The following is a 23,698-nucleotide window of genomic DNA, read 5'->3' as shown; positions in this document are numbered from 1 at the left end:
CCCGCCGACCCGCCGACCTACCTATCCGACCTATCCGACCGGTCAGGGCGCCCCGGCCAGGACTTCCACCGCGCCCGTGTCCAACGAGTAGTAGGCGCCGACCACGGCCAGGGAGCCCTTCGCCACGAGTGGGGCCAGGTCCTGGTTGGAACGCAGGTCGGCCGCCGTCAGCGTGACCTGGGCGCGGGACATGGTCTCGACCGGATCGGCGCCACCCTCCTTGACCGCCTGGTCGTACGCCGGCCGCAGGGCCCTGGCGATCGCGTCCAGGTTGCCGGGCAGCGGCTTGCCGTCCCGGAAGGACCCGTACGCCGCCTTGACCGCGCCGCAGCGCTGGTGCCCGAGGACCACGATGAGCGGGGTGCCGCTCGTCATGGGCCCGTACTCGACGGACCCGGTGACCACCGGGCCGACCGCCTCCCCGCCCGTGCGCATCACGTACAGGTCGCCGAGGCCGGTGTCGAAGAGGAGCTCGGGTGGCACCCGCGAGTCGATGCACGACAGGATCGACCCGAAGGGCTCCTGCTCCTGGGCCACCAGCTGACGCCGGTTCGGATCCCGGTTGGGGTGCTGCAGGTTTCCGCTGACCCAGCGCTTGTTGCCGTCCATCAGCCTCGCGAACGCCGCGGTGGGCGTGGTGGGCCGTGCTTCCGGCGAACCACTGCCCGTGGGCGAGGCGGGAGAGGCAGGCGAGGCGGGAGAGGCCGGCGAGTCCGCCCTCGTCGTCGTACACCCCGCGAGCGCGACCGCAGTGCTCACCAGCCCACCGGCGAGCAGCGCTCGACGACTCGGGCGACCGGTTCCGTCCATCGGTTCGTTCCCCTCACTGCCACTCGGACTCGTCCCTGTGTTCCGACCAGGCCGATTGTTCGGCCTGGCAGGGGCACCGTGGCGGCAGGCGCAAGCGGGCGCGGGCCGCATTGCTACGGACGGCCCACAGAACCCGCCCGGGTCACCTCGTCCGGCGGGCTACGCGGGCATCACCCCGTGGATGCGGGAGAGGGTGAACACCCGCTCGCCGTCCCGCAGGTGGCACCAGGCGTTCAGGTAGGGGGCGTCCAGTTCGAGCCGGCTGAGGGTGCGGACGGTCGCGTTGCCCGAGGTGGCGACGTACTCGATCGTGATGGCCTGCCGCTCGTCGACGGCGTGGGCCAGCTGGCGGACGTCGGTGAAGGTCAGGTTGCGCGCGTACCCGGCGATGATCTCCTCGGTGTCGCCGGCGTAGAGGCGGCCGTCGTACGCGTCCGGCTCCGTGACTTCCTCCGCGACGTCCTGCGCGACGTCCTGCGGGGCGTCCCGGAGCCGGGCGGCGAGGGCGCGCAGGTCGACGGGTGTTCCGGGCGTTCCGGGCGTTGCCGTGTTCGCGGCGCGGGCGGGCGTCCGCCGCGCGCGGGTGCTGCCGCCGGGCAGGCGCGGGTACGGGACCGGGTTCGCCGCGCGGTGGTGCTGGGCCCGTTCGATCCGTACGGTCCCGTCGGGCTTCTCGGCGACGGGGGCGTAGCCCGCGGCGCGCAGTGCCGCGAGCGTCTTGTCCGCCGGGGTCCGGCTGATCAGCACCGTCGGTGCCAGCTGCCGCAGGCCGAGTGGGGCGAGTTTGCGGTGGGCGGCCAGTTCGGCGAGGAGGGCGGGCTCCTCGCCGTGGATGACGCAGGCCGCGGAGACGACGCGCACCCGGCCGTGGCGGCGCGCGGTGTCGTGGATCAGGTAGGAGAGCGGTTGGGGAAGCGGTTCGACGGCGAGGGCGACGGCGGCCAGATCGGCCGTGAGGGTGTCGGGGGTGAGTCCCGCGTCAAGGGCGCGGCGCACGCTTCCCGGGCTGAACCGCCAGACGGACGCCGCACCGGCGCTCTCCCGGTCCGCGACGGAGTCCAGCAGGGCGGCGAGGGCCGCTGACGGTGTGCCGGAGACCACGGCCGTGAGGTCGCTGCCGAAGCGGGCGGTCCCGCTGGCGGCGGGCAGCAGCCGTCGGCAGGCGTCCGCCACCGCCTCGGCGTCGTCGGCGATCAGGGCGGCCCCGATCGGGGACACGGCCCCGAGGGCGAGTGCGCCGAGCAGTTCCGCCTCCCGGATCAGGGTGGCGAACGGCGTGGTGTCCTGCGGGAGTTCGTCGGCGAGCGGCCGGAGCCACCTGAGCAGCGCCCCCAGGTCGGCCGGGTCCGCGGCGCCCTCGCCGGCCGGGAGCTGTGCCGCGGCCGCGAGCAGCCCGTGCCGGGCCTGGACGCAGCCTCCGCAGGGCGGGGTCCCGGCGAGCGCCGGCAGGGCCTTCCCGTCCTCGTCGCGCCTCCCGCCGGGAGTCCGCGGGAGCTCCCACCACGCCCGGACCAGCACGGCGACTCGGTCGGCCGGTTCCTGCGCGGCCCAGGTGTCGTAGGCGGCCGTCGCCGCGACCCGCTCACCGTCCCGGGCCAGCAGCCCGGCCGCGCTCGCCGCCTCCAGTACGAGGCGCACCAGGATCTCGTCGCACTGTGCCGCCTTGCCGATCCGGGACAGCTCGCGGGCGCCGATCCCGCCGGACTTGAGCCGGGTCGGCGCAGTGGCGGCGCACACCCCGAGGACGGAGGTGGCGTGGGCATCGAAGGCCATCGAGGCGGCCGCCGCCTCCCGTTCGACCTCCGAGGCGGTGGCGGGCACCGACCGCACGCCGGGCGGGGCGGGCGTGAACGGGGCGTGCCAGTCGGGGCCGCGCAGGGCGAGTGCCACCTCCGCGGGCATGCGGGCGGGCCCGTACCGGTGGCGGTCCTGGATCAGCAGCCCCCGCTCCAGCGCCCATCGGATGCCGGCATCGGAGGCGTCCGGCGGAGCGCCGAACATGATGAAGGCCGGTCGCACCGGAGCCTCACGTGCCCGCCGCTGGAGCAGTTCCCGGGCGGCCGCGGGCGCCTTGGCCACCAGCGCGACGACCCGGTCCGGATCGCCGTGGTGGTCAGCCAACGCGGCCAGCCGCTGCTGCTTGTTGCCGCCGGCCGGCTTGATACCGAGCTTCGCCAGCACGCGCCCCAGTTCGTCCGAGGTGGTGTGCGCCGTGAGTTGGAGCAGTGACGGGTCCAGCCCCAGAGGCGAGCCCCAGGCCTGCCGCAGCGGCGCCGCCATGTGCAGCAGACCGCTGCCGTCCGGCCACACCAGCGCGCGATCGGCCAGCGCCTCCAGCACGGCGGCCAATCCGTGGGCGCGTTCCCCGTGCGTCGCATCAAGGAGGCCTGCCAGGCCATCCCGGGACGGCGACGCCATGGCAGCGAGGGCCTCCGCCACCTGCAGGCACGGCAGCGCCAGCCGGGGCAACGCCAACGCCACCGACGCCGGGCGCTGGAGACGGTCCGCCAGTTCACCGACCGACCGCGGCTCCGGAGCCGACGCGGCATCCGGGCGCGCTGCCAGGACCCGCTCCAGGGCGGGTGCGTCGAGACCGCGCAGCCATGCGGCCAGCGCCGATCCGCTCTTCTTGCCGATGGGGACACCTCACCGCGTAGGGGGACGGCCATTCGCCGGCGGCGAAACCGACCGGGAGCACCAGGATGGCCAGGATGGCCTATCAACGGGGGTGGGTGCACCTCCCCCTGGACATCGCTGATTCGGCAGTGCTACGCCCGCTGGCGCTGGTCGACTGCCCTCGGCCTCCGAAGGGACCCGCCGCCGACGGCCTGTCGACAGCGGGCTGTCGACGGCGGGCCCCGCGTCCGAAGGCGTCAGGCGAGCCGGTCGGGGATCGGCGCCAGGGTGTAGTTGGCGTTGAAGTGCCGAGGAACTGGCCGAACAGGGCTTCGACCGGCTCAGCACCGAAGCCGTAGCCGACCGCGCCCGCCAGCGCCCGCACCGGTCTGTTCGCCCGGACAGCCGGCCCGGCGGCCCCGGCCGACCCGGCCTGACGTGACCGACCCGGCCTGACGCGACTCCCAACCGCCTGCGGGTGACGTCAGTGGGTGGCCTCGGCCACGATCCCGACGAGCCGGAGGATGGCGTGCCCCCAGGTCGTGGCCGCGATCAGGACGCCGAACACGACCGCGGTGAAGACGGTGAAGGCCTCGTCGCCACGGCTACGCGACTCGGTACGGCGGCGGAGCCGGATGACGATGAGAACCGCGAGGAACGCGGTCGCGCTGATCGTGTACTGCACTGCCCACCCTTGACGCTGAGTGATGCGCCGACTACCCGATGCCGACTGCCATTCGGGTGAGCATGCCAGAGCGACCGGCACTCCGGACGCGGTTCGGGAGAAATCAGCCCGTGTGCCGGGGCGCCCGGGGCCGCGGGGCACAGTGGTGGTGCTGGGGGGTCAGCTGTCCAGGCGGCGCTTGCTGAGCCAGGTGACCATCTCGGGGTCGTGGTGGTCGAAGAACAGGGTCTTGCCGGTGTCGAGGGCGGCGATCCGCGCCATTTGGTCGTCGGTGAGCTGGAAGTCGAAGACGTCGATGTTCTGCGCCATCCGGTCGGGGTTGACGGACTTGGGGATGGTGACGACGTCGCGCTGGATCAGCCAGCGCAGCACGACCTGGGCCACGGACTTGCCGTGTGCCTCGCCGATGCCGGCCAGGACGGGGTGGGTGAACAGGTCGTTCTTGCCTTCGGCGAAGCCGCCCCACGCCTGGTGCTGCACACCGTGCTCGCGCATCAGGGCGTGGTCGGGGTTGCGCTGGAAGAAGGGGTGGGTCTCGATCTGGTCGACCTGCGGGACGGTCTCGTTGTTGAGGATCAGGTCCAGCAGGCGGTCGGGGTAGAAGTTGGCGACGCCGATCGCCCGCGTCAGGCCCTCGCGCTGGGCGACTTCCATGGCGCGCCACTGGCCGTAGACGTCGCCGTAGGGCTGGTGCATCAGGTACAGGTCGACGTGGTCCAGGCCGAGCCTGGCCAGGGAGGCCTCCAGGGCACGGCGGGTGTTGTCCTGGGCGGGGGCGTCCTGGACCCACAGCTTGGTGGTGACGAACAGCTCCTCGCGGGGGATGCCGCTGTTCTTGAGGGCGTGGCCGACGGCTTCCTCGTTGCCGTAGGCGGCGGCGGTGTCCAGCAGGCGGTAGCCGGCCTCAAGGGCCTGGGTGACGGCCCGCTCGGTCTGGTCGGCGGGGATCTGGTAGACGCCGAAGCCGAGGACCGGCATCTTGACGCCGTTGTTCAAGGTGACGTGCCGCACGGGGTTCTCCTGGTAGGACGGGTGGCCGGCAGGTGGTGCCGGGTCAGTGGGAGGGTTCGGTGACCTGGGCCAGGACGCCGGTGGCGCTCATGGCGGCGGGCCGGCCGGCGTAGAAGGCGAGGTGGGTGATCGCCTCGGCGAGTTCGCCGGAGGTGAGGTCGGCGGGTTTCGGGGCGGGCGACGGACGAGGTCCGGTGCGAGGCGCGGGTTGGTCCCGGTCATCAGCGTTCCATCATCTTCATGCCGGCCTCGTTGTGGGTGTCGCCGGCGGCCGGGGGCAGGCTGCTGAGCCGGTCGAGCTGGTCGTCGGTCAGGCGGAGGGCGTCGGCGGCGGCGTTCTCCTCGACGTGGGTCACGCGGCGGGTGCCGGGAATGGGCGCGATGAAGTCGCCCTGCGCGAGCAGCCAGGCCAGCGCGACCTGTGCCGGGGTGGCTCCGGCCTCGGTGGCGATGGCGGCGACCTGCTCGGCCAGGCGCAGGTTGTGCTCGAAGTTCTCGCCGGTGAAGCGGGGGTTGTCGGCGCGGAAGTCGTTGGGGTCGAACTGCCCGGTGGAGCGGATCGTGCCGGTCAGGAAGCCGCGTCCGAGCGGGGAGAACGGGACGAAGCCGATGTTCAGCTCCCGCAGCACGGGCAGCACGTGGGCTTCGGGGTCGCGGGTGAACAGCGAGTACTCGGACTGCACCGCGGTGACCGGGTGGACGGCGTGGGCGCGGCGGATGGTGTCAGGTCCGGCCTCGGACAGGCCGATGTGCCGGATCTTGCCTTCGGTGACCAGTTCGGCCAGCGCGCCGACGGTCTCCTCGATCGGGGCGCCGGGGTCGACACGGTGCTGGTAGTACAGGTCGATGCGGTCGGTGCCCAGGCGGGTGAGGGAGCCCTCGACGGCGGCGCGGACGTTGGCCGGGCCGCTGTCGGTGGGCCCGGGGCGGCCGGTGTGGGAGATCAGGCCGAACTTGGTGGCGAGCACCACCTGGTCGCGGCGGCCCTTGAGGGCGCGGCCGACCAGTTCCTCGTTGGTGTAGGGGCCGTAGACCTCGGCGGTGTCGATGAAAGTGACGCCCAGCTCCAGGGCACGGTGGATGGTGCGGATCGACTGGTCGTCGTCGGTGCCGGCGCCGGTGTAGCCGTGGGACATGCCCATCGCTCCCAGACCGATCCGGGAGACGTCCAGGTCCTGCAACTTGATGTGCCGCACAGTGTTTTCCCTTCGTTCGAGGGCCCGCCCGCGGTGCTCCGGACACGCGGCGTGGCCCATCTGCCGGCCGGTCCCGCCGGCGGGGGCGGAGCGGTAGGGGTGCTGCGCGACGGCGTCGGTGGGGTTCTTGACGACCGGGTCGGGCACGTTCTCGACGCGCACGTCTCCGGCTCCGTACAGCACAGTTGCTCGCATGGCTCCAAATCTCCTTGAGCTGGTCGGGGGCGGCATCCGCTCCGCCGCCGGGCGGGGTGGCCGGAGGCCAGCCGCGCGGGGTGCGGGCTCGGAGCGCGGACGCGGGGTGCGGGCGCGGAGCGCGGGCGCGGAGCGCGGGCGCGGGGTGCGGACGCGGAGCGCGCCGTAGGCGGCAGTGGCGGCGAGCAGGTCCGTGCGGCCGTTGCGGACGAACGCCGGGCCGCCGGTGACGGCGTCGAGCATCCACTGAAACTGCGGTACGCCGTCCATTGGCGGGCGGTGGTGCGGCGGCGGGGACGGGCGAGGGGGTCGGAGCCGTCGGCGGCCTGCGCGGACCCTCCTGGCTGTTGTCCGCACCTCCGACGGTACGGCCCGGCGGGCCCGGGAGGGGTGCACTGCCGGTACACCCCTCGTCGGTGACTCGCTGCGCGCGGCGGGAGCGGGTTTCCTGGATCACGTGGGGCAGCCTCGCCCTCCTCCACCAGGACGGCCCCGCCCCCTCCGCCGACCTGCTGATCCCCGGCCACCTCGACACCGACCCGGACCGGATAGACCGCGCCCAGAGGATCACCGCCGAAGCCGCCGGCCGACGCCCGCCCATCCGCGCACTCTGCAAGGACCGCACGATGAACCCGACGTACGACTTCACCGGCCAGGTCGCCTTCGTCACCGGCGCCTCCTCCGGCATGGGACTGGCCACCGCCCGCGCCTTCGCCGCCTCCGGCGCGGCCGTCGCCCTCGCCGACCTCGACCGGCCCGCCCTGCACGAGGCAGCCCGCGAGCTGGCCGACCAGGGCCACCAGGTGATCGCCCTGCCCTGCGACGTCACCGACGAGCGGCAGGTCGCCGCCGCCGTCGACCGGACCGTCGAGGCGTACGGCCGCCTCGACATGGCGTACAACAACGCCGGCATCCAGATCCCGCCCACCGACGCCGCGGACGAGGAGGTCGAGGTCTTCGACCGCGTCCACGCCGTCAACCTCCGCGGCGTCTGGGCGAGCATGAAGCACGAACTGCGCCACATGCGCGACCGGGGCAGCGGCGCGATCGTCAACTGCTCCTCGCTCGGCGGCCTGGTCGGCATCCCCGGCCGCGCCTCCTACCACTCCTCCAAGCACGGCGTGATCGGCCTGACCGGCAGCGCCGCCCTCGAGTACGCCCCGCGCGGCATCCGCATCAACGCGATCTGCCCCGGCATCATCGACACCCCGATGGTCCAGGACATGATCGCCAAGGGAGAGCTCGACCGCGCCGAAGCCGAGGCCAGTCAGCCGATCAACCGGCTCGGCACCGCCGAGGAGATCGCCCAGGCCGTCCTGTGGCTGTGCAGCCCCGGCGCGAGCTTCGTCGTCGGCGTCGCCCTGCCCGTCGACGGCGGCTACGTCGCCCGCTGAACACCGGCCCCGCCGGGAGAGCACCACCCAGGCATCTCGCGGGCCCGTCCGACCGGGCCTGACAGAGCGTTCCGCCCGACCCTCCCCCGCACCGCGATCAAGGAGTCATCCCATGCCGCAGCAGTCCGCCCCTCAGGAACTCGCCGCCATCGCGCCCAAGCTCGTCGAGGTCACCGACGACGTCCTGTTCGGCGACATCTGGCAGCGCCCCGGCCTGTCCCCCCGCGACCGGAGCCTGGTCACCGTCACGACCCTTGCCGCGCTGTACCGCGGCGAGCAACTCGGCCACCACCTCGGCGTGGCGCTGGACAACGGCCTGTCCGTCGAGGAACTGTCCGAGGCCATCACCCACCTGGCCTTCTACGCGGGCTGGCCCAACGCCATGACCGCGATCACCCAGCTGAAGAGGATCGCCGACGAGCGCGGCGCCTGACCGCCAGCCGGCATCAAACACCCCAACACCCCAACACCCGGACACCCGGACACCTCACCCGACCGAGGAGAACCGCCGTGGAGCACATCACCGAGACCCCCACCGTCAAGGCGCCCGCCGAGCGTTTCACCGGGGACGTCTACCTCAACCCGATCGAGGCGCCCGCCGACCCGGCCCGGCTGGCCGCGGCCCTGGTGCGCTTCACCCCCGGTGCCCGCACCAACTGGCACTCCCACGCCAAGGGCCAGACCCTGCACGTCACCGACGGCGTCGGCCTGGTCGGCACCCGCGACGGCAACGTCGTACTCGCCCGGGCCGGACAGACCGTCAAGTGCCCGCCCGGCGAGGAGCACTGGCACGGCGCCACCGACACCACCCTGATGGCACACATCGCCATCCTCGTCGGCGACGCCGACGGCGACGGCACCACCTGGCTGGAACCCGTCACCGACGAGCAGTACAGGACGGCACTGGCCACAGCCGGCCGCTGACCACCACCCCCTGCCCGCGCGGCGGCCGCCCCCCGTCCGCCCCCAGCCGGCCGGAGACCGAACGACGCCCGCACCGGAGTGACGGCTATGCGCCACCGCGCCCGCGGGCCGCGCCCGCCCGGCCGCGGCGCTGGCCGCCGCCCTGCTGGGGTTCTTCGTCATCACCCTCGACGCCCTGGTCGTCAACGTCGCCCTGCCCGCCATCCGCACCGACCTCGGCGGCGGCATCACCGGCCTGCAATGGGTCCTCGACAGCTACACCCTCGCCTTCGCCGCCCTGCTGCTGCCCGCCGGCGCCCTGTCCGACCGCATCGGCGCCCGCCGCGCCTTCACCCTCGGCCTGGCCGTGTTCGCCGCAGCCTCCGCCTCATGGGCACCTCTGTGCACCAGAACGACTTCGATCCCCCCAGCAGTTCACAACCCCCGTCAGCCGTCAACGACCGCATCGACGCCGCCTACCACTCAAGTACGGCCACTACGCCGGCTACGTCGAACCCATGACCGCCGAACAGGCACGCGCCACCACCTTGCGCCTCACCCCCCAGCCGTAACCCGCGGCCTCCCGCCACCGAACACGATCCCGGCACCCCCCACTGGGAGCCACACCCAGCCGAAGGAGTCGAACTCCTCCAGGCCCTGTTCACTGTTGTGCTCAAGGCGTGGACGGAACCAGGTGGTCTGATCCCTCGTCCACGACGATGATCGTTTTTTGCTTGGGCCGGCCGACGGGGGGAAGCGTGCCGACATCTGTACATCCGCCGCCTGCGCTCGGCCAGGCCACCACGTTGGTCCGCTCAACCGGGCCGTGGGGTCAATCAGAGGCTGTAGGCCGGCCGGCAGGCAGCCCAGCCCAGCCCTGCCCTGCCCTGCCGTTGCCATGGCCCGCTGCCACTGCACTGCCACTGCCGCTGCTCTGAGTTGCTGGGGCCGTTGGCACGGCAGACATCTACGCGTACCTCGTGAACGCAGGCGTGTTCACGGGCTCCGACCTGTGCACCGCCTGACCACGGCCGCGCGCACGAAACCGAACGGCGAAAGGCCGACAGACATGACCACACACACCAGCAGCCCTACCGGGCAGTCCTCGGCGGACCCCGCCGACCGCGCGCTGTCACGGCGGCGCCTGCTACGGATCGGGGCCGGCGTCGTGGGCGGCGGTGCCCTGCTCGGGGCCGCGGCCGGGGGCGGGATGCTCGCCGGATGGCTGCCCGGCGGGGTGACGCTGAAGAAGGCACTGGGGATGACCGGGACGGACGGCACGGTGCCGGACGCGGTCCCGGGGCCCGTGCGCGTCGAGAAGGTGCGCTCGGCGGCGCGGGGGCGGGAGGTCACGATGGTGACCATGCTCCCGCCCGGAGCTGCGGCGAGCACGAACCTGCCGGTCTGCGTCCTGCTGCACGGGCGCGGGAACGACGCCCAGGGCATGGTGACGCTCGGGGTTCCACAGTTCCTGGCGGCCGCGGTCAAGGGCGGCGTGCCGCCGTTCGCCGTCGTCGCGGTGGACGGCGGGGACGCCACGTACTGGCACCCGCAAGCCTCAGGCGGCGACGACCCTCAGGCGATGCTCCGCGAGGAACTCCCCGGCTGGCTTCACGCCCGCCAACTGCCCACGCCACGCGCCGTGATGGGGATCTCCATGGGCGGCTCAGGCGCCCTGCAGTACGCCATCGGACGCACCCAGGCCGGCCGCAATCTTGACGCCGTCGCGCTGCTCAGCCCGGCCGTCTTCCGCACCTGGGCGGACGCCCGCACCACCGGCGGGTACGCCGACGAGGCGGACTGGCGGGCCCACGAGCCGGCACTCCGTCTGGACCAGCTGCAGGCCGGCGCCCTCGGCGTGTGGTGCGGCCAGGAGGACCCGTTCTGCCCTGCCGCCCGCCAGGTCGCGCGGCAGGTGCGGGCGCGAGTGGAACGGTTCCCCGACGGCGAGCACACGGACGGCTTCTGGCGGCGGGTGATGCCCGACGCGATGTCGCTCCTGGGGCACGCGCTCACCACCGCCTGAGAAGACGCGGCCGCTTCGGTCCGCTTACGGGTGTCGAGAACGGGCCACCGGCTCCGTCCTCGGTATACCGGTGGCCTCGAAGGGCCGCGCAACGCAGAGCCAGAGGCAGAGGGAGAACCGTCATGACGCTTCAGCGGATGGACAACGTCGGCATCGTGGTCGAAGACCTGGACGCCGCCGTCGCCTTCTTCACCGAACTGGGCATGGAGGTCGAAGGCAAGGCGCAGATCGAGGGCCTCTTCGCGGACCAGGCCGTCGGACTCGACGGGGTCCGCAGCGACATCGCGATGCTGCGGACCCCGGACGGCCACGGCAGGCTGGAGCTCGCGCAGTACCATGCCCCCGCGGCGATCGGCGACGGGTCGCACAACCCTCCGCCGAACACGCTGGGCCTGCACCGGGTCATGTTCGCCGTCGACGACATCGACGACACCATCGCCCGCCTGCGCCCCCATGGCGCCGAACTGATCGGCGAGGTGGCTCAGTACGAGGACGTCTACCGCCTCTGCTACCTCCGCGGCCCCTCGGGCATCGTCCTCGCCCTGGCCGAACAGATCGGCTAGAGCGGCCCTTCGCTCGGCTCGCGGGGGCGCTCCGCCGGTGGTCGTCAGCGGTACCAGGTGCGGATGACGGCCGCGGCCTCCCGGACGTCGGCGTTCCCCGCGCGGATGCGGGCGGCCAGGTCGACTGCCTGTTCGGGTTCGGCGGTGACGATGACGCCGGAGGCGCTGAGGTAGGAGGCGGCGACGACGGCGGCGAAGTGCTCGTTGGCGGACTCCAGGGCCGGGACGCGGATCAGCTGGTGCATCAGGGCGGCCGCGCGCTGGTTCACGGCCTCGTAGACAGGGACGCCCATGACCTCGTCGGCGTGCCGGGCCACGGCGGCGGCGAGGGTGCCGTAGTCGGTGATGTCGGGGTCGCCGGGCAGGAACTGGTGGGCGATGTCGAGCAGCCAGGCCCGGTCGATCCGCAGGATCACGCGGCGTCCGCCGTGGCGTCGCGGGCCGTGGCCGGGTACGGCCCGAACTCTGCCTCGAAGACCCGCCCCCGGGCGGGCGCGGCGTTCTCCGGTCGCGCGGTCAGCTGCGTCATGTGCGCGAGCGTAGCGATGTGTAGCGGGCGCTATCAAAGCGCGGTGGAATCCTGCCCGTGCGGTGGGCGGGCTGTGCCGGAATCCGCATCGGTGGCCAGGGCCCTGCAGCGCTGCTACCGGCGACCGGCGCCGCAGCCCTCGGGTGTCGGCCCGACCGGCGCGGTGCGCATCGAGCTGCTCGCGGGGGTCCATGGGCGGCCGGGTCGATACGGGAATGGACCCCGCGGGGCGGGTCCCTGCCAAGTGCAGCGGGGCCGGCTGCATGTCCGTGCCAGAGTCGCTTGGGTCGCTTCGGTAGCTGGCCTGACGGCCTCGGGGCAGACTCCGGCGCCCTCGCGGCTTCCTGTCCTGCGGGCAGCGACCGAGCGACCCAAGCGACTGAAGCGACCCAGGGCCGGAACTCCTGCGCGACGGCGCCCGCCGTCCGCTCCGTTCCTCGGTCGGCGACCGGAGCTACCGAAGCGACCCAGCGACCGAGCCGGCGTCTTGCAACCGGGCCCGACACGCGCGACACGCCGAGGGCCAGGCCCCGAGAGACTCAGTCGCTTTCAGTCGCTGAGCTTCAGTCGCTGGACAAAACACCAGGTCAGAGCCCATGCAGCCGTCCCATCAGCGACCCAAGCGACTCAAGGCCGGGTATATGAAGACATTCCCGTGTGCGTGTGCGCGTTATAGACCCGGGCTTCAGTCGCTTCAGTCGCTGTTTGCTGGGAAAATCGGCCTCGACCTGCGAAAACGCTGGTGGACCGAAATCAGCGACCGAAGCGACTCGGTCGCTGCCCCGGGATTCGGTCGCTCAGTTCCCCGGCAAGTCCTGGTAAGTGCCGGCAGTCCGGGACCGTATGTGCTCGCTCGGCTAGTCTGTGTGAGCTATCTTCTGGACTTCGGTCGCTTCAGTCGCTGATCTGGCACCCGCCAGTGCTCTGACCTGGCTTTTTGCCGTCAGCGACTGGACGAGCGACCCAAATCCGGGCAGCTACCGAGCTACCGAAGAAGCTGCAGCAGCTACCGAACCAAGGGGAAGGGACCAGCGTGACGGCGCCGAAGGCCGTGGGGAGCGACCGAACGGAGCGTCAGCCGGACGCACTGGCCGTCGCGCGCTGGTGTGCCGCCCAGGGGTGGCCCGTCCATCCGCTGGCTCCCGGGCGCAAGACCCCGCCGGCGAACTGCCAGCCCTGCCAGGACTCCCCGCACTCCCCCGCCGAGTGCCTCTGCCCCCGGGTCGGTCGCTGGTGCCACGGCTTCCACGCGGCCACCACCGACCAGGACGTGATCAATGCCTGGTGGCGGGTCAACCCGGGCTTCGGTACCGGCGTCGCCTGCGGTCCGGCGGGCCTGGTGGTCATCGACGTGGACAGCCACCCCGCCGACGTCCCCGCCCGGGACCGGATCCTGCCCGGGATCCCGATCCACGGCCGGGTCGACCTCGACGGCCTGGAGAACGGCTACCACACCCTCGCCCTGCTGGCTGCCCTGCGCAAGGCCCCCGACCCGTCCCAGGACATCGGCACCCTGCGGGTGCGCACACCCTCCGGCGGCCTGCACATCTGGTACCGCGACGAGGACCACCACCGCTTCACCTGCTCCACCGGCTCCTCCACCGGCCGGGCCCTCGCCTGGCAGGTCGACGTGCGCGCCCACGGCGGCTACATCGTCGCCCCCAGCACCGTCACCACCAGCGGCACCTACACGCCCCTGCCCGGTGCTCCGGCTCCCGCCCCGCTCCCCCAGTGGCTCGCTGAGGAACTCATCCGCACCGGCCACCTCAAGGACCGCCCCCGGCAGCCCGGCACCCCCCAGCCGGCCGTCCCCGACCGCGCCCGCCAGGCCGTGGTCGCAGCCGGAGGCGGGAAGCGGGGCGCCGAAAAGATCCTCGACACCGTCCTCCAGGACGTCACCGACTGTGCCACCACCCCCGAGGGAGCCGGCTTCACCGGCAAGCTCAACCGCGCCGCCTACACCGTCGGCGGCCTCGTCTCCGCCGGACACCTCACCCACGCCGCCGCCGAGCAACTGCTGACCGACGCCGCCCGCACCGCCCGTCCCTCCCAGGACCGGCAGAGCTCCGCCGTCATCCGCTCCGGCCTCGCCGCCGGGGCCCGGCAGCCCCTGCACATCGGGAAGGCGCGAGGATGAGCGACAGCCCCCGCAAGAGGACGGTCTTCGATCCCGTGGCCGCTGCCCAGCAGATCCTGGAGTACCCGCCCGTCCCCGGGCCCGCGCAGGCCCCCTGGCACGGCACCGCCGTCCAGGAGAGCCTCCTCGACGCACCCGTCGCCCCGGCCCACGCCCCGGCCCACGTCACGGCTTCGCAGGCGCCCGTCCAGCCCTTCCACGATGCGCAGGCACCGCAGACCGTCCAGGCCACGGCAGGCTCGCAGGCAGGTCCACAGGCAGGCCCCCAGCCAGGCCCCCAGCCAGGCCCGCAGGTGAGCCAGCACGGCCTCCTGCCGGACTCCCTCTCCGACCGGGGCAACGCCAAGCTCTTCGTCCACCTCTACGGACGCGACTACCGCCACGTCCCCGGCATCGGCTGGTACCGCTGGGCCACCCACCGCTGGCAGCTCGACGAGGACGACACCGTCCTGTGGGCCGCCGGCGAGATGGCCGAGAGCATCGCCACCCACGACGCCCGCGGCCTCTACACCAACACCGACCTGCGCCGGCACCGCCGCCGCGCCCTGTCCACCTCGGGCATGAACGCCATGCTCGCCCAGGCCAAGTCCGCCCCCGGCATGGTCCTCAACGCCGCCCTGCTGGACGCCGACGCCTACGCCCTGTGCACCCCCGGCGGCGTCGTCGACCTGCGCACCGGCGCCATCGTCCCGCCGGACCCCAAGGTCCACCACCACTCGCGTTCCACCACGCTCGCCCCCGCCCGGATGCCCACCCCGCGCTGGGACCGCTTCCTCACCGACACCTTCGGCGACGACAAGGAAGGCCGCCAGACCCGGGACTTCCTCCACCTGCTGCTCGGCTACTCGATCAGCGGCGACGTCGGCGCCCAGGTCATGCCGTTCCTCTACGGCCAGGGAAAGAACGGCAAGTCCGTCCTCCTGGACGTCATGATCCAGCTGCTCGGCGACTACGCGGACGCGGCCCCGCCCGGCTTCCTGATGGCCAAGACCTTCGACGGCCACCCCACCGACCTCGCCGAACTCCACGGCCGGCGCATCATCGTCTGCTCCGAACTCAAGCCCGGCGACCGCTTCGACGAGGCCCGGGTCAAGCTCCTCACCGGCGGCGATAAGATCAAGGCCCGCCGGATGCGCCAGGACTTCTTCTCCTTCGAGCCCACCCACAAGCTCTGGCTGCTCGGCAACCACCGCCCCGAGGTCGGCACCGGCGGCTTCGCCTTCTGGCGCCGCATGCGCCTCATCCCGTTCGAACGGGTCGTCCCCGAGGAACGCAAGATCGACAACCTGGCCCACGTCCTCGTCGCCGAGGAGGGCCCCGGTATCCTCGCCTGGCTCATCGACGGCGCCCGCCGCTACTTCGCCGGTGAGAAGGACCTGGCCGGCCCCCAGGCCGTCCAGACCGCCACCACGGCGTACGCGGAGACCGAGGACCACGTCGGCCGCTTCCTCAAGGAGGCCTGCGTCACCGGGGAGGGCATGCGCGCCGAACAGTCCCAGCTCTTCGGCGCCTACACCCGTTGGTGCGGCTTCGAAGGAGCCAATCCCGTATCCGGCCGCGCGTTCGCCGCACGAGTCCGCGAGACACTGGGTATGACCTCTCCCAAGGAGATGGTCCTGTCCAACAGCCGCAAGTACTACCCGGGCATCGGCCTGATCACCGACGACACAGAGGAGCAGAACGCGTGAGCGCGCTGATCGACCCGGCCGAGCTCGCCCACGAAACCGACCTCGTCTGGCTCGAGGACACCACCGACCTCGACTACGTGCGCCAGTCGCTCGACCGTCTCACCACCCGGCGCGGCCGCCCGGCCTACCACCGCGACGGCCGCATGGTCGGCTACGCGATCCTCGGCCCCGACGCCAAGTCCTCCCGCGCCTCCGGCACCTTCCGCCGCCGCGTCTTCTGGCTGCTGCCCCACGACCGCGACCAGGACCCGGAAGGCCTCTACACCACCGGCGCCCCCTCCGAGGCGGTGGACCCGCGCACCGTCGCCCCCGGCGTCAAGGGTTACAAGACCGAGCGCTCCGAGGGCGGGCCGGCCTCGCCGGCCATGCTCGAACTGGGGATAACGCTGCCGAAGGCCTGACGGCTGGAGGGGCGGATGGTGCGGGGTGCGACTCGGGTTCCCGGGTCGCACCCCGCACCGTCTTGTTGTCGGCTTGCGTACCTACTTCTTGCGTAGCTACTTCTGAAGAGCCGGCCGGCCCGACAGCAGGCTCTCCAGGAACTGGCCGCCGCCGCGCTCGGCGACCGGGGCGCTCCGGCTCTCCGGGGGCTCGGGGCGCGTCCGCAGGACCTGGGTCGGCTCTTCGGTCGGCTCTTCGGCCCGTTCCTCGGTCCGGCCGGAGACCATGACACCGAGGGCATCGGCGATACGGGTCATCGACTGGGGCTGCCCGGGCTGTTCCTCGCGGGTTGTGTTCAGCACCGGGGTATGGCTCTGCCGGGCGGAGCGGGCCGTTGCTCGGTTTTGGTCAGTGGTCACCGCTGCCGTCGTCGTACCCCTCGCCGCAGCCGCACCACGCAGGCGGTCGACCTCCGCCTCCAGCGTCGCCAGCCGCGCCCGCAGGTCGTCCAGCTCGCTCTTCTTCCCCATGCTCCAGGACCCTCCCCGGCCGTCCACGGCCCTCTGACGTGCTGTTCCAGCCTATCCGGGCCCCTCCCCCGCCCCCACGGCCGTCCGGCACCTCCGCGACCCGCGCGACGAACCGCCGCACCATCCGGCGAGAACTCCAGTGCCGGACTGTCAGTGGCCAGTTCACCTGATTCTGTCGAGGAGGCCCGGGGCTTCAGCCCCGGGAGGAATCGGCTCCTGGTCTCGGAGCCGCGAAGCGGCGGAGTTCTCCGGTGTGCTTTGACCTCCCGGTTTGGTTCTGTAGCCCTACGTGAACTAACCTCACGCTCTGTGAAGGTCGTGGTGCGGGTGAAGCTGGAGCCGTCGGCCTACCAGGCCGACGCGCTGGCGGCCACCCTGCGCGCCTGCAACCGGGCCGCGAACCACGTCTCGCGCGTGGCGTTCGACTCCGGTGAGCAGCGGCGCAACGGTCTTCAGCCACTGGTGTACCGGCAGGTCAAGGACGAGTACGGCCTGTCCGCGCAGCCTGCGGTGCGGGTGGTGAAGAAGGTCTGCGACGCCTACGCGACGTTGAAGGCGAACATCAAGGCCGGGAACCTCGGCAGGCCGGGCGGCAAGCGCCGGAGCAAGGCGGAGTCCAGGCCGGTCGTCTTCCGTGAGGACGCGGCGCAGGCGTTCGATGATCGGTGCCTGTCGTGGCGGGCCGATCAGCGGACCGTGTCCATCTGGACCGTGGCCGGCCGGTTGAAGGGCATCCGGTTCGTCTGCTCCGAGAACGCGGCGAAGATGATCGCCGAGCATCGGCAGGGTGAATCCGACCTGGTGTTCTGTGACGGGTCCTGGTACCTGTTCGCCACCTGTGACATCCCGGCACCCGCGCCGTTCGAGCCGGCCGACTGCCTCGGGGTGGACCTCGGGATCGTCAACATCGCCACCACCTCGGACGGTGCGGTGCTGTCAGGGCGTCGCCTGGAGCGCTACCGCAAGCGCATGCGCGCGCTGACCGCGAAGCTCCAGGCGAAGAAGACCAAGTCCGCCAAACGCCGTCTGAAGGCGATCCGCCGCCGCGAGCAGCGGTTCGCCACCGACACCAACCACCAAATCTCCAAGACCATCGTCACCACCGCTGAACGCACCTCGCGCGGGATCGCCCTGGAAGACCTGACGGGCATCCGCGAGAGGGTCAAGGCCAGGCACGACCAGCGGTACCGCCTCCACTCCTGGGCGTTCGCCCAGCTCGGAGCGTTCGTCGCCTACAAGGCCGAACGCGCGGGCGTTCCCGTGGTCCACGTGGACCCGAGGAACACCTCCCGCCAGTGCTCCTCCTGCCGGCACACCCACAAGACCAACCGAGTGGACCAAGCGACGTTCGCGTGCCGCGCCTGCGGCACCACGATGCACGCGGATGATGGGGGCACCTCCCGGCCGAAGGCTGGGGGAGCCTCCCGCAACATCCGCCACCGCGCGGACGCTGCGTGGCAGCGGGGCACAGTCAACTGCCCCACCAGCGCCCCGTAGAGCGCTGGTCAGACGCGGTGACCGCTGACGGGGCGACTCGCCAGGCACACGGTCAACCACAAGCCCGGGAACTTCCGTCCCAGGTAGTTGACATTCCCCACCGGCGGCCACCTGACGGGGAGCCACCTGGCCGCGCCTCCGTCACCTTCCGCACCTTGTTCTCGTGGGCGGGGTCCTCGTCATCGCGTACGTGCAGCAGGCCGTACGAACCCGGCCCCGTCGGCCGACCTCGCGGAAGAGGTCGAGGATCTCCGGATCGCGGTGGTTCGGCTGGCCCCGGGCCGTCCTGCTGCCGCTTTCCCGCTACGGGGCAGTGGCCGGCAGCCCGCCGCGGTCGAGCAGTTCGTGGAGCCGTGCGATTGGCAGCGACGGGTTGGCCGCGGCCCCCTCGGCCAGCTGCGGGGCCTCCAGGAGGGACGAGACCAGCTCCAGCGGAAGCAGCGGATTGGCGGCCGCCGCCCGGCGGACACCGGGGTCGTGGTCGGACAGCAGCCGTACCGGCGGCTCGGCGAGGCCGCTGTCGGCGGCGGCCAGGGCGCGGACCTCCGCGTCGGCGTGGTCGAGGAGGTGCCCCAGTCCGGTGCGCGGAAGCCGGGGCAGCGTCAGCAGGTAGGGGCGGTGGCGCGGTACGGCGATGAAGGCGTCGAGGACGATCGCCGGCGGTGCCAGCGGATGGTTGAGGGCCAGCAGGTGCCGTACATCCGGGTCCGGGTCGGCGGCCAAGCACCGGACCGACTCCCCCGGCAGCCATGCGCACGTCGCGGCGACCCGGCGCATCAGGGGCTCCTCGGACACCGCGCACGCCTCGTACCAGCCCGCCTCCGGCTCCAGGAACATCTCGCCGACCGGACCGACGCACTCGGCCGTGTGCCCGACGACCCGGTCGAGGGCGGCGCGCTGCGGCCAGGTCCGCGGGAGCGGCTGCAGCCGGGCCCGGGTCCGTACGGTCTCGTCCGGGTCCTCGGCGAGTACCGCCAGCAGAGCCGCGTCCAGGTCGGCCCGGGCGGCCACCCGCTCCCGCACCGCCGGGTCGGGGTCGCGCGCCAGCCGGGCGACGACGTTGCCGGGCGTGTGGTGGTTGGAGGCGAGCGCCCACAGGTTGCGCCCCTGAGCGAGGCAGCGCTCGGCCACCGCCTGGGAGACGGCGTAGTTGACGAGCAGCAGGGACCGGTAGTGGCAGTCGCGCTCCGGCAGGTCCGCTTCCATCGCCGCCGGCTCCAGGATCCGGTTGCTCTCACGCGCGGCCTCCGACACCGCCGGATCCGGGTCGGTCAGGAGCGCCTCGCGCTGTGCGGGGTTGAGCCACAGCCACAGACTCGTGGCCTGGGCCCGCAGCTCCGGGTTCGGGTGCCGGACCATCCCGCGGCGGAACGACTGCGGGATCTGCCCGGAAGACGCCAGCTCCTGCTTGATCTCGTCGGCGGTCAGCCGCTGCTCCTGCCAGTCGTCGTTCCGCGCGGTCAGTAGCGTCTCCAGGACGTCGTCGGGGAGGGTGTCGGCCACCCCCAGGCGCGGGCGCGGTCCTGCGGCCAGGGTCGCGCGGACGAGGGAATCCGGGTCGCCGACGAGCCGCCCGCGCTGAGCGGGAGCGGCGTACCGGCTACGGGCGAAGGCCCGGCGAACCGCCCTCTCCGGGTGGGCGAGCACCGCCTCGACGACCTCTGCGGGAAGCCTCCTCCCCCTGCAGAGGACCGGCCAGGCGGCGCGCGCCTGCGGGGCCAGGAGACGCAGCAGGACCTCGGACGGAGCGGCGGGGTTGGCGGCGACGCCGCGCAGCCACAGGTCGGGGAGGGGCGAGGAGGACATCGGAACATCGTCGCAGTGATCAAGACGCGGCATCGGTGGGGGGGTGTTGGTCCCCCGGATTTTCCGCGGAAAATTCCGGAGCCCGCCGGCGGCCGGATCCGGGATGCCGGGCGCCCACCGAAATCCAGTGGTCCGCGGACCCCGGCCGAGGTTCGATGGCCCCGCCACCACGGACGGCAGTCGCCGGTGCGAGCTCCTCCAGACCGCCGACCACCCGGATCCCACCGGAGACCGACCCTGATGACGGACCAGCCCCACGACGCGACGACGGCAAAGCGGCACGTCTACCTCGACCCGGACGGGTGTGGCGGCGGCTGGATGTAAGTCATCGTGGCGGCCCCCACCGGCGTCGTCCACCAGAACCAGTGCGGCGGCCACGCCTGCGCGCGGTACGAGCAGGAGGGCTACCTCGTCCCGCTCTCCGGAACGGACCTGGACGAGGACATGAACGAGATCTTCGTCGGCGAGCTGAAGGGATGGGACAAGTGCGGCCTGGAGTGGCCGGCCGGGGTGCTCGACCGGCTACGGGCCGCCGTCGATTCCCTGGGGATGTACGGCTCCGGTCGTAGCGGTGATCTCTACCCGCCGCCGCTGGTCCTCGACGAGCCCTGGCTCTCGGAGGCCGCCGAGGCCTGGATCCCGGTCATCACGGCTGACGGTCCCGGCGTACTGGTCTGGGAGAACTCCGACCAGCCACCGGCCGGTCCGCTCCGGGCGACCGATTTTCCGCGGAAAATTCGAGGGGCCGCGGAGCTGCATCGGGCCGAGACGCGGTCGACATCGCTCGCTCCCAGAGGCGATTACGACACTTCGCACCCCGGTCCCCCGGTGCCGCAGATGGCGTCATCCCGTGGCGGAGCACCCGTACGACAACATCCGAATCGCGGCACCCGAGTCCGGCGCCTTGGTTCGAGGGTCAACTTGACCCGGCCCTAAAGGGACCGGGCTTGTGGGTAGGGCGCGGCTGGCTGTCGCGTGGCCTCCCACGTCTGAGAGCTGCCGTCAGGCTGGCTCTGGGACGCATGACTGACGCCCCGCTGTCCACGCAGCCTCGCCCTTGCGGGCGATGTTGCGGGCACCGTTGTGGTCCGCGTGCATCATGACTGCGCAGGCGCGGCACGCGAACTCGGATTGTTTCGGCCGGTTCTTCCGGTCTATGTGTCCGCACTCGCAGCATTGCCGGCTGGTGTACGCCGGGTCGACGTACACCAGCGGCACACCGGCTCGCTTGGCCTTGTACGCGATGTACCGGCCGAGCTGGTGGAAGCCCCACGAGTGCAGGGAGGTCCGCTGGTCCTTGCGGAGCCGTACCCGGTCGCGGATGCCGCTCAGGTCTTCCAGAGCGACACCGCGACCGGTGCGTTCAGCGGTGGTGACGATGGTCTTGGAGATTCGGTGGTTGACGTCCGCCGCGTACCGGGCTTCCTTACGGGCCCGCTTCTTGAGCAGCCGCTTCGCGGACTTGGTGCCCTTGGCCTGCAACTTGCGGCGAAGGTCGAGCTGGCGCTTGCGGTGCCGGTTCAGGCCGCGCCCGGCGTGCCGGGTGCCGTCGCTGGTGGTGGCGATGTTGACGATTCCGAGGTCTACGCCGAGGAACCCGGCAGCGTTCTCGTTGAGTGGCTTTTCGGGCACGTCGCAGGTGGCGATCAGGTAGAAGACACCGTCGCGCCGGATCAGGTCGCTCTCGCCCCGGCGGCAATCGCGAAGTGTCTTCAGCGCATCCGGGGAGCACGCGAACCGCACCCCCTTGAGTCGGCCGGCCGTCGTCCAGATGCTCACGGTCCGCGCGTCCAACTGCCAGCTCAGGCATCGGTCGTCATAGGGCTGGGCTGCCTGTGGCCGGAAGATTATCGGCTTGGACTCGGCCTTGACGCGGCGCTTGCTCCCCGGCTTGCCGAGGTTCCCGGCCCTGATGTTCACCGTCAACGCGGTGTAGGCGTCACGAACCTTCTTGATCACATGCTGCGCGGTCTGCGCCCCGAGCCCACGGGCCTTCAACTCGGCGTAGGTGTGCTTGCGCAGCTCGTACTCACGCGGGACACCGCGCTCGAACGCGATCCCGGACACCCAGCACGCCGCTTCGTTGACCGTTCGCAGGGTGCGCTCCAAAGCCGACGCCTGATCAGGCGTCGGCAGGAGCTTCACCTGCGTCACGGTCTTCATGCCCGCAAGCTACAAGGAGGCACTGACAACGCCCGCCCGAGCGGTGACATAGAGAACTCCGCCGCTTCACTGCTCCAGGCCGAGGATGCGATTCCTCCCGGCCCTGAAGCGCCGGGGTTCCTCGCAAGATCATGCTGAAGACCTCACCGCCGAGGCCAAACGGCGACAGCCGCTCGTGCACGGCCCGAGCGCTTCGCCCCAGCGGCCCGGAGGGAACGGGCAGGACCCGGATGGTGCAGTTGCCCGACGCCTCCACTCGCTCCTTCGACCAACGGAGACCGTCGGCATCCGTCACGAACCGCACGGCCTCGCCCTCGGCCACCCCGTTCTGCAGGAAGGGGATGTTCTCCACCCGGGCGGTATCGGCGCTCAGCCGCGTTGCCCACAGCCCCTCAGTGTCATAGGGAAGCCAGTCTTCACGCGGCACGAACCGGAACCACACCTTGATCCGATTGCTCTCGGCAGCCACGGGCCCGGAGGGAGTCATAGAGGTCACGGTCCAGAAGATCGCGCACTCGCCCTCACGCTTCAAGGGCTTGACCGTCCGTCATTCCGCCAGGGACGCTGTTTCCTGCGGTCGACCGATTTTCCGCGGAAAATTCCGCGGCTCGACGACCGGTAGACGGCTCGGGCCGCGTAGGCCGTCCCCTGCGCGCCATCGTGCCGTCGGACACCCGTCCGCGCGGTGGACCACCGGCGCGTCCGGATTTTCCGCGGAAAATCGAAGCTGGGGGAGCCGCGGCCGGCAGACGTGACGAGCCTGGCCACGTCGTGCCAGCCGACTGCCGCGTGCTCGGGGCCCTGTCAGCTCTCCTCTCTACGGCTCCCACGGGCGGCGGGGATGTCAGTGGCATCGGGGATGCTCGACGGTTGTTGCCATCAATCCCCAGGGGGCCTCAGATGTCGATCCGCATTGCCAGTCGCCGCCGCGCGATGACCTCACTGACCGCCGCCTTCCCCGGCGCGGAGATCATCGACGTCACCTCCAAGGCACCGGACCCGTGGGTGCGGTTCAGCCCGTTCTACCCGCACGGCGGTATCCCGGTCCCCTACAGCGACGGAGCGACCAGCCAGTCCGTGGAAGGGATCTGGCAAGCCCTCAAGGTCTTCCAGGACTCCGACGTCGACCCCGCGAAGCTCGGGGTCACCACGATGAAGGGCCTGAAGCGGACGGTCCGCCGGTACGGTCCCGTCCAGGGTCACCGAACCGGTCTGGACGGCAACCGGCTGCTGCCCTACGAAACGGCTCGGCGCCGGATCTACCTGCCGGCCTACCGTTGGATCCTTGAGCACCGAGTCGCCGACCTGGTCGAGCAGCTCAGGAACAAGGACGATGTCGTACTCCTGGACTACACCACCAACGGGGACGTCGCCGACCCCACCACCCCGCTGTCCCACGCCGCGCTCATCCAGCTGCACATAGAAGGGCGCTGGCCCGCTGAGGACGACCTTGAGGTTCCCGGGGTTTCCGCGGTCGAATGCCACGAGTGAACCGGGCCGACTGCTGTGCTTCGTCAGAGCGGACAGAGCCCCACCGATTTTCCGCGGAAAATTTCCCGACCTGGTTC

Annotated in this window: 21 protein-coding genes and 1 pseudogene; 12 read left to right on the top strand and 10 right to left on the bottom strand. The window is 71.8% G+C overall.

All coding sequences use genetic code 11. The annotated features are described in order from the left end of the window. Nucleotides 1-42 precede the first annotated feature (42 nt). The 5 genes from ACIG5E_RS29980 to ACIG5E_RS29960 all read right to left on the bottom strand — a co-directional run bounded on the left by ACIG5E_RS29980 (nt 43) and on the right by ACIG5E_RS29960 (nt 6,318). Complete coding sequence (locus ACIG5E_RS29980; protein WP_396538616.1) at nt 43-609, bottom strand: carbonic anhydrase; 567 nt, start codon at nt 607-609, stop codon at nt 43-45. Nucleotides 610-969: 360 nt separating this feature from the next. Further along, nucleotides 970-3,150, bottom strand: coding sequence for a helicase C-terminal domain-containing protein (locus ACIG5E_RS29975; RefSeq protein WP_396538614.1), 2,181 nt, complete (start codon nt 3,148-3,150; stop codon nt 970-972). A 760-nt stretch (nt 3,151-3,910) separates the two neighbouring features. After that, nucleotides 3,911-4,111, bottom strand: a complete 201-nt coding sequence (locus ACIG5E_RS29970; RefSeq protein WP_396538612.1) for a hypothetical protein — start codon at nt 4,109-4,111, stop codon at nt 3,911-3,913. Nucleotides 4,112-4,270: 159 nt separating this feature from the next. Beyond that, nucleotides 4,271-5,122 (bottom strand): aldo/keto reductase, encoded by an 852-nt coding sequence (locus ACIG5E_RS29965; RefSeq protein WP_396538610.1) that lies wholly within the window; start codon nt 5,120-5,122, stop codon nt 4,271-4,273. Between the two features lie 221 nt (nt 5,123-5,343). Then, complete coding sequence (locus ACIG5E_RS29960; protein ID WP_396538644.1) at nt 5,344-6,318, bottom strand: aldo/keto reductase; 975 nt, start codon at nt 6,316-6,318, stop codon at nt 5,344-5,346. Between the two features lie 821 nt (nt 6,319-7,139). On the opposite strand from ACIG5E_RS29960, the gene ACIG5E_RS29955 reads away from it, so the two are divergent. The 6 genes and pseudogenes from ACIG5E_RS29955 (at nt 7,140) to ACIG5E_RS29930 (ending at nt 11,399) form a co-directional block, all read left to right on the top strand. After that, nucleotides 7,140-7,907, top strand: coding sequence for a glucose 1-dehydrogenase (locus ACIG5E_RS29955; RefSeq protein WP_396538642.1), 768 nt, complete (start codon nt 7,140-7,142; stop codon nt 7,905-7,907). Between the two features lie 112 nt (nt 7,908-8,019). After that, on the top strand, nt 8,020-8,340 hold the full coding sequence (locus ACIG5E_RS29950; protein ID WP_396538608.1) for a carboxymuconolactone decarboxylase family protein: 321 nt from the start codon (nt 8,020-8,022) through the stop codon (nt 8,338-8,340). A gap of 77 nt (nt 8,341-8,417) precedes the next feature. Further along, the gene (locus ACIG5E_RS29945) at nt 8,418-8,831 is read left to right on the top strand and encodes a cupin domain-containing protein (RefSeq protein WP_396538606.1); all 414 of its coding nucleotides are present in this window, start codon (nt 8,418-8,420) and stop codon (nt 8,829-8,831) included. 100 nt (nt 8,832-8,931) lie between these two features. After that, nucleotides 8,932-9,201, top strand: a pseudogene (locus ACIG5E_RS29940) (MFS transporter); the annotation flags it as partial. Nucleotides 9,202-9,879: 678 nt separating this feature from the next. Beyond that, nucleotides 9,880-10,836 carry an alpha/beta hydrolase gene (locus tag ACIG5E_RS29935; RefSeq protein ID WP_396538604.1) on the top strand — a complete coding sequence of 319 codons (957 nt, stop codon included), beginning with the start codon at nt 9,880-9,882 and terminating at the stop codon, nt 10,834-10,836. Nucleotides 10,837-10,958: 122 nt separating this feature from the next. Beyond that, the gene (locus tag ACIG5E_RS29930) at nt 10,959-11,399 is read left to right on the top strand and encodes a VOC family protein (RefSeq protein WP_396538602.1); all 441 of its coding nucleotides are present in this window, start codon (nt 10,959-10,961) and stop codon (nt 11,397-11,399) included. 44 nt (nt 11,400-11,443) lie between these two features. Here ACIG5E_RS29930 and ACIG5E_RS29925 read toward each other — a convergent pair whose 3' ends face one another. Then, entirely contained in the window at nt 11,444-11,815 is a 372-nt protein-coding gene (locus tag ACIG5E_RS29925) for a fic family toxin-antitoxin system, toxin component (protein ID WP_396538600.1), read from the bottom strand. A gap of 1,146 nt (nt 11,816-12,961) precedes the next feature. On the opposite strand from ACIG5E_RS29925, the gene ACIG5E_RS29920 reads away from it, so the two are divergent. The 3 genes from ACIG5E_RS29920 to ACIG5E_RS29910 are packed head-to-tail and all read left to right on the top strand — an operon-like array spanning nt 12,962 to nt 16,154. After that, entirely contained in the window at nt 12,962-14,065 is a 1,104-nt protein-coding gene (locus ACIG5E_RS29920; RefSeq protein ID WP_396538598.1) for a bifunctional DNA primase/polymerase, read from the top strand. Continuing rightward, nucleotides 14,062-15,753, top strand: coding sequence for a phage/plasmid primase, P4 family (locus ACIG5E_RS29915; RefSeq protein WP_396538596.1), 1,692 nt, complete (start codon nt 14,062-14,064; stop codon nt 15,751-15,753). Before ACIG5E_RS29920 ends, ACIG5E_RS29915 begins: the two co-directional genes overlap by 4 nt. Continuing rightward, nucleotides 15,750-16,154 carry a DUF6009 family protein gene (locus tag ACIG5E_RS29910; RefSeq protein ID WP_350512420.1) on the top strand — a complete coding sequence of 135 codons (405 nt, stop codon included), beginning with the start codon at nt 15,750-15,752 and terminating at the stop codon, nt 16,152-16,154. Before ACIG5E_RS29915 ends, ACIG5E_RS29910 begins: the two co-directional genes overlap by 4 nt. A gap of 96 nt (nt 16,155-16,250) precedes the next feature. On the opposite strand, the gene ACIG5E_RS29905 is transcribed toward ACIG5E_RS29910, so the two are convergent. Then, nucleotides 16,251-16,664, bottom strand: a complete 414-nt coding sequence (locus tag ACIG5E_RS29905; protein ID WP_396538594.1) for a hypothetical protein — start codon at nt 16,662-16,664, stop codon at nt 16,251-16,253. Nucleotides 16,665-16,973: 309 nt separating this feature from the next. Between ACIG5E_RS29905 and ACIG5E_RS29900 the strand changes: the two genes are divergently transcribed. Continuing rightward, nucleotides 16,974-18,161, top strand: coding sequence for an RNA-guided endonuclease InsQ/TnpB family protein (locus tag ACIG5E_RS29900; protein WP_396538592.1), 1,188 nt, complete (start codon nt 16,974-16,976; stop codon nt 18,159-18,161). Nucleotides 18,162-18,464: 303 nt separating this feature from the next. Here the strand turns inward: ACIG5E_RS29900 and ACIG5E_RS29895 are convergent, their stop codons facing one another. Further along, nucleotides 18,465-19,967, bottom strand: coding sequence for a hypothetical protein (locus ACIG5E_RS29895; protein WP_396538590.1), 1,503 nt, complete (start codon nt 19,965-19,967; stop codon nt 18,465-18,467). A 330-nt stretch (nt 19,968-20,297) separates the two neighbouring features. Between ACIG5E_RS29895 and ACIG5E_RS29890 the strand changes: the two genes are divergently transcribed. Beyond that, entirely contained in the window at nt 20,298-20,903 is a 606-nt protein-coding gene (locus ACIG5E_RS29890) for a DUF6210 family protein (protein ID WP_396538588.1), read from the top strand. A 66-nt stretch (nt 20,904-20,969) separates the two neighbouring features. Here the strand turns inward: ACIG5E_RS29890 and ACIG5E_RS29885 are convergent, their stop codons facing one another. After that, complete coding sequence (locus ACIG5E_RS29885) at nt 20,970-22,130, bottom strand: RNA-guided endonuclease InsQ/TnpB family protein (RefSeq protein ID WP_396538586.1); 1,161 nt, start codon at nt 22,128-22,130, stop codon at nt 20,970-20,972. Next, a complete protein-coding gene (locus ACIG5E_RS29880) occupies nt 22,090-22,617 on the bottom strand; it encodes a DUF4265 domain-containing protein (protein ID WP_396538640.1) in 528 nt (175 codons plus the stop codon). The genes ACIG5E_RS29885 and ACIG5E_RS29880 overlap by 41 nt, the downstream gene beginning before the upstream one ends. A gap of 413 nt (nt 22,618-23,030) precedes the next feature. Between ACIG5E_RS29880 and ACIG5E_RS29875 the strand changes: the two genes are divergently transcribed. Beyond that, the gene (locus tag ACIG5E_RS29875; RefSeq protein WP_396538584.1) at nt 23,031-23,621 is read left to right on the top strand and encodes a DUF6939 family protein; all 591 of its coding nucleotides are present in this window, start codon (nt 23,031-23,033) and stop codon (nt 23,619-23,621) included. Nucleotides 23,622-23,698 lie beyond the last annotated feature (77 nt).

The sequence above is a fragment of the Kitasatospora sp. NPDC053057 genome, from assembly GCF_044546945.1.
Classification (GTDB): Bacteria; Actinomycetota; Actinomycetes; order Streptomycetales; family Streptomycetaceae; genus Kitasatospora.
This window is presented reverse-complemented; position numbering and strand designations above follow the sequence as displayed.

Coding starts and splice junctions, on each gene's coding strand:
- ACIG5E_RS29980 (WP_396538616.1), bottom strand. CDS start 609: ATGGACGGCAACAAGCGCTGGGTCAGCGGAAACCTGCAGCACCCCAAC.
- ACIG5E_RS29955 (WP_396538642.1), top strand. CDS start 7,140: ATGAACCCGACGTACGACTTCACCGGCCAGGTCGCCTTCGTCACCGGC.
- ACIG5E_RS29950 (WP_396538608.1), top strand. CDS start 8,020: ATGCCGCAGCAGTCCGCCCCTCAGGAACTCGCCGCCATCGCGCCCAAG.
- ACIG5E_RS29935 (WP_396538604.1), top strand. CDS start 9,880: ATGACCACACACACCAGCAGCCCTACCGGGCAGTCCTCGGCGGACCCC.
- ACIG5E_RS29930 (WP_396538602.1), top strand. CDS start 10,959: ATGACGCTTCAGCGGATGGACAACGTCGGCATCGTGGTCGAAGACCTG.
- ACIG5E_RS29915 (WP_396538596.1), top strand. CDS start 14,062: ATGAGCGACAGCCCCCGCAAGAGGACGGTCTTCGATCCCGTGGCCGCT.
- ACIG5E_RS29905 (WP_396538594.1), bottom strand. CDS start 16,664: ATGGGGAAGAAGAGCGAGCTGGACGACCTGCGGGCGCGGCTGGCGACG.
- ACIG5E_RS29895 (WP_396538590.1), bottom strand. CDS start 19,967: ATGTCCTCCTCGCCCCTCCCCGACCTGTGGCTGCGCGGCGTCGCCGCC.
- ACIG5E_RS29885 (WP_396538586.1), bottom strand. CDS start 22,130: ATGAAGACCGTGACGCAGGTGAAGCTCCTGCCGACGCCTGATCAGGCG.
- ACIG5E_RS29880 (WP_396538640.1), bottom strand. CDS start 22,617: ATGACTCCCTCCGGGCCCGTGGCTGCCGAGAGCAATCGGATCAAGGTG.
- ACIG5E_RS29875 (WP_396538584.1), top strand. CDS start 23,031: ATGTCGATCCGCATTGCCAGTCGCCGCCGCGCGATGACCTCACTGACC.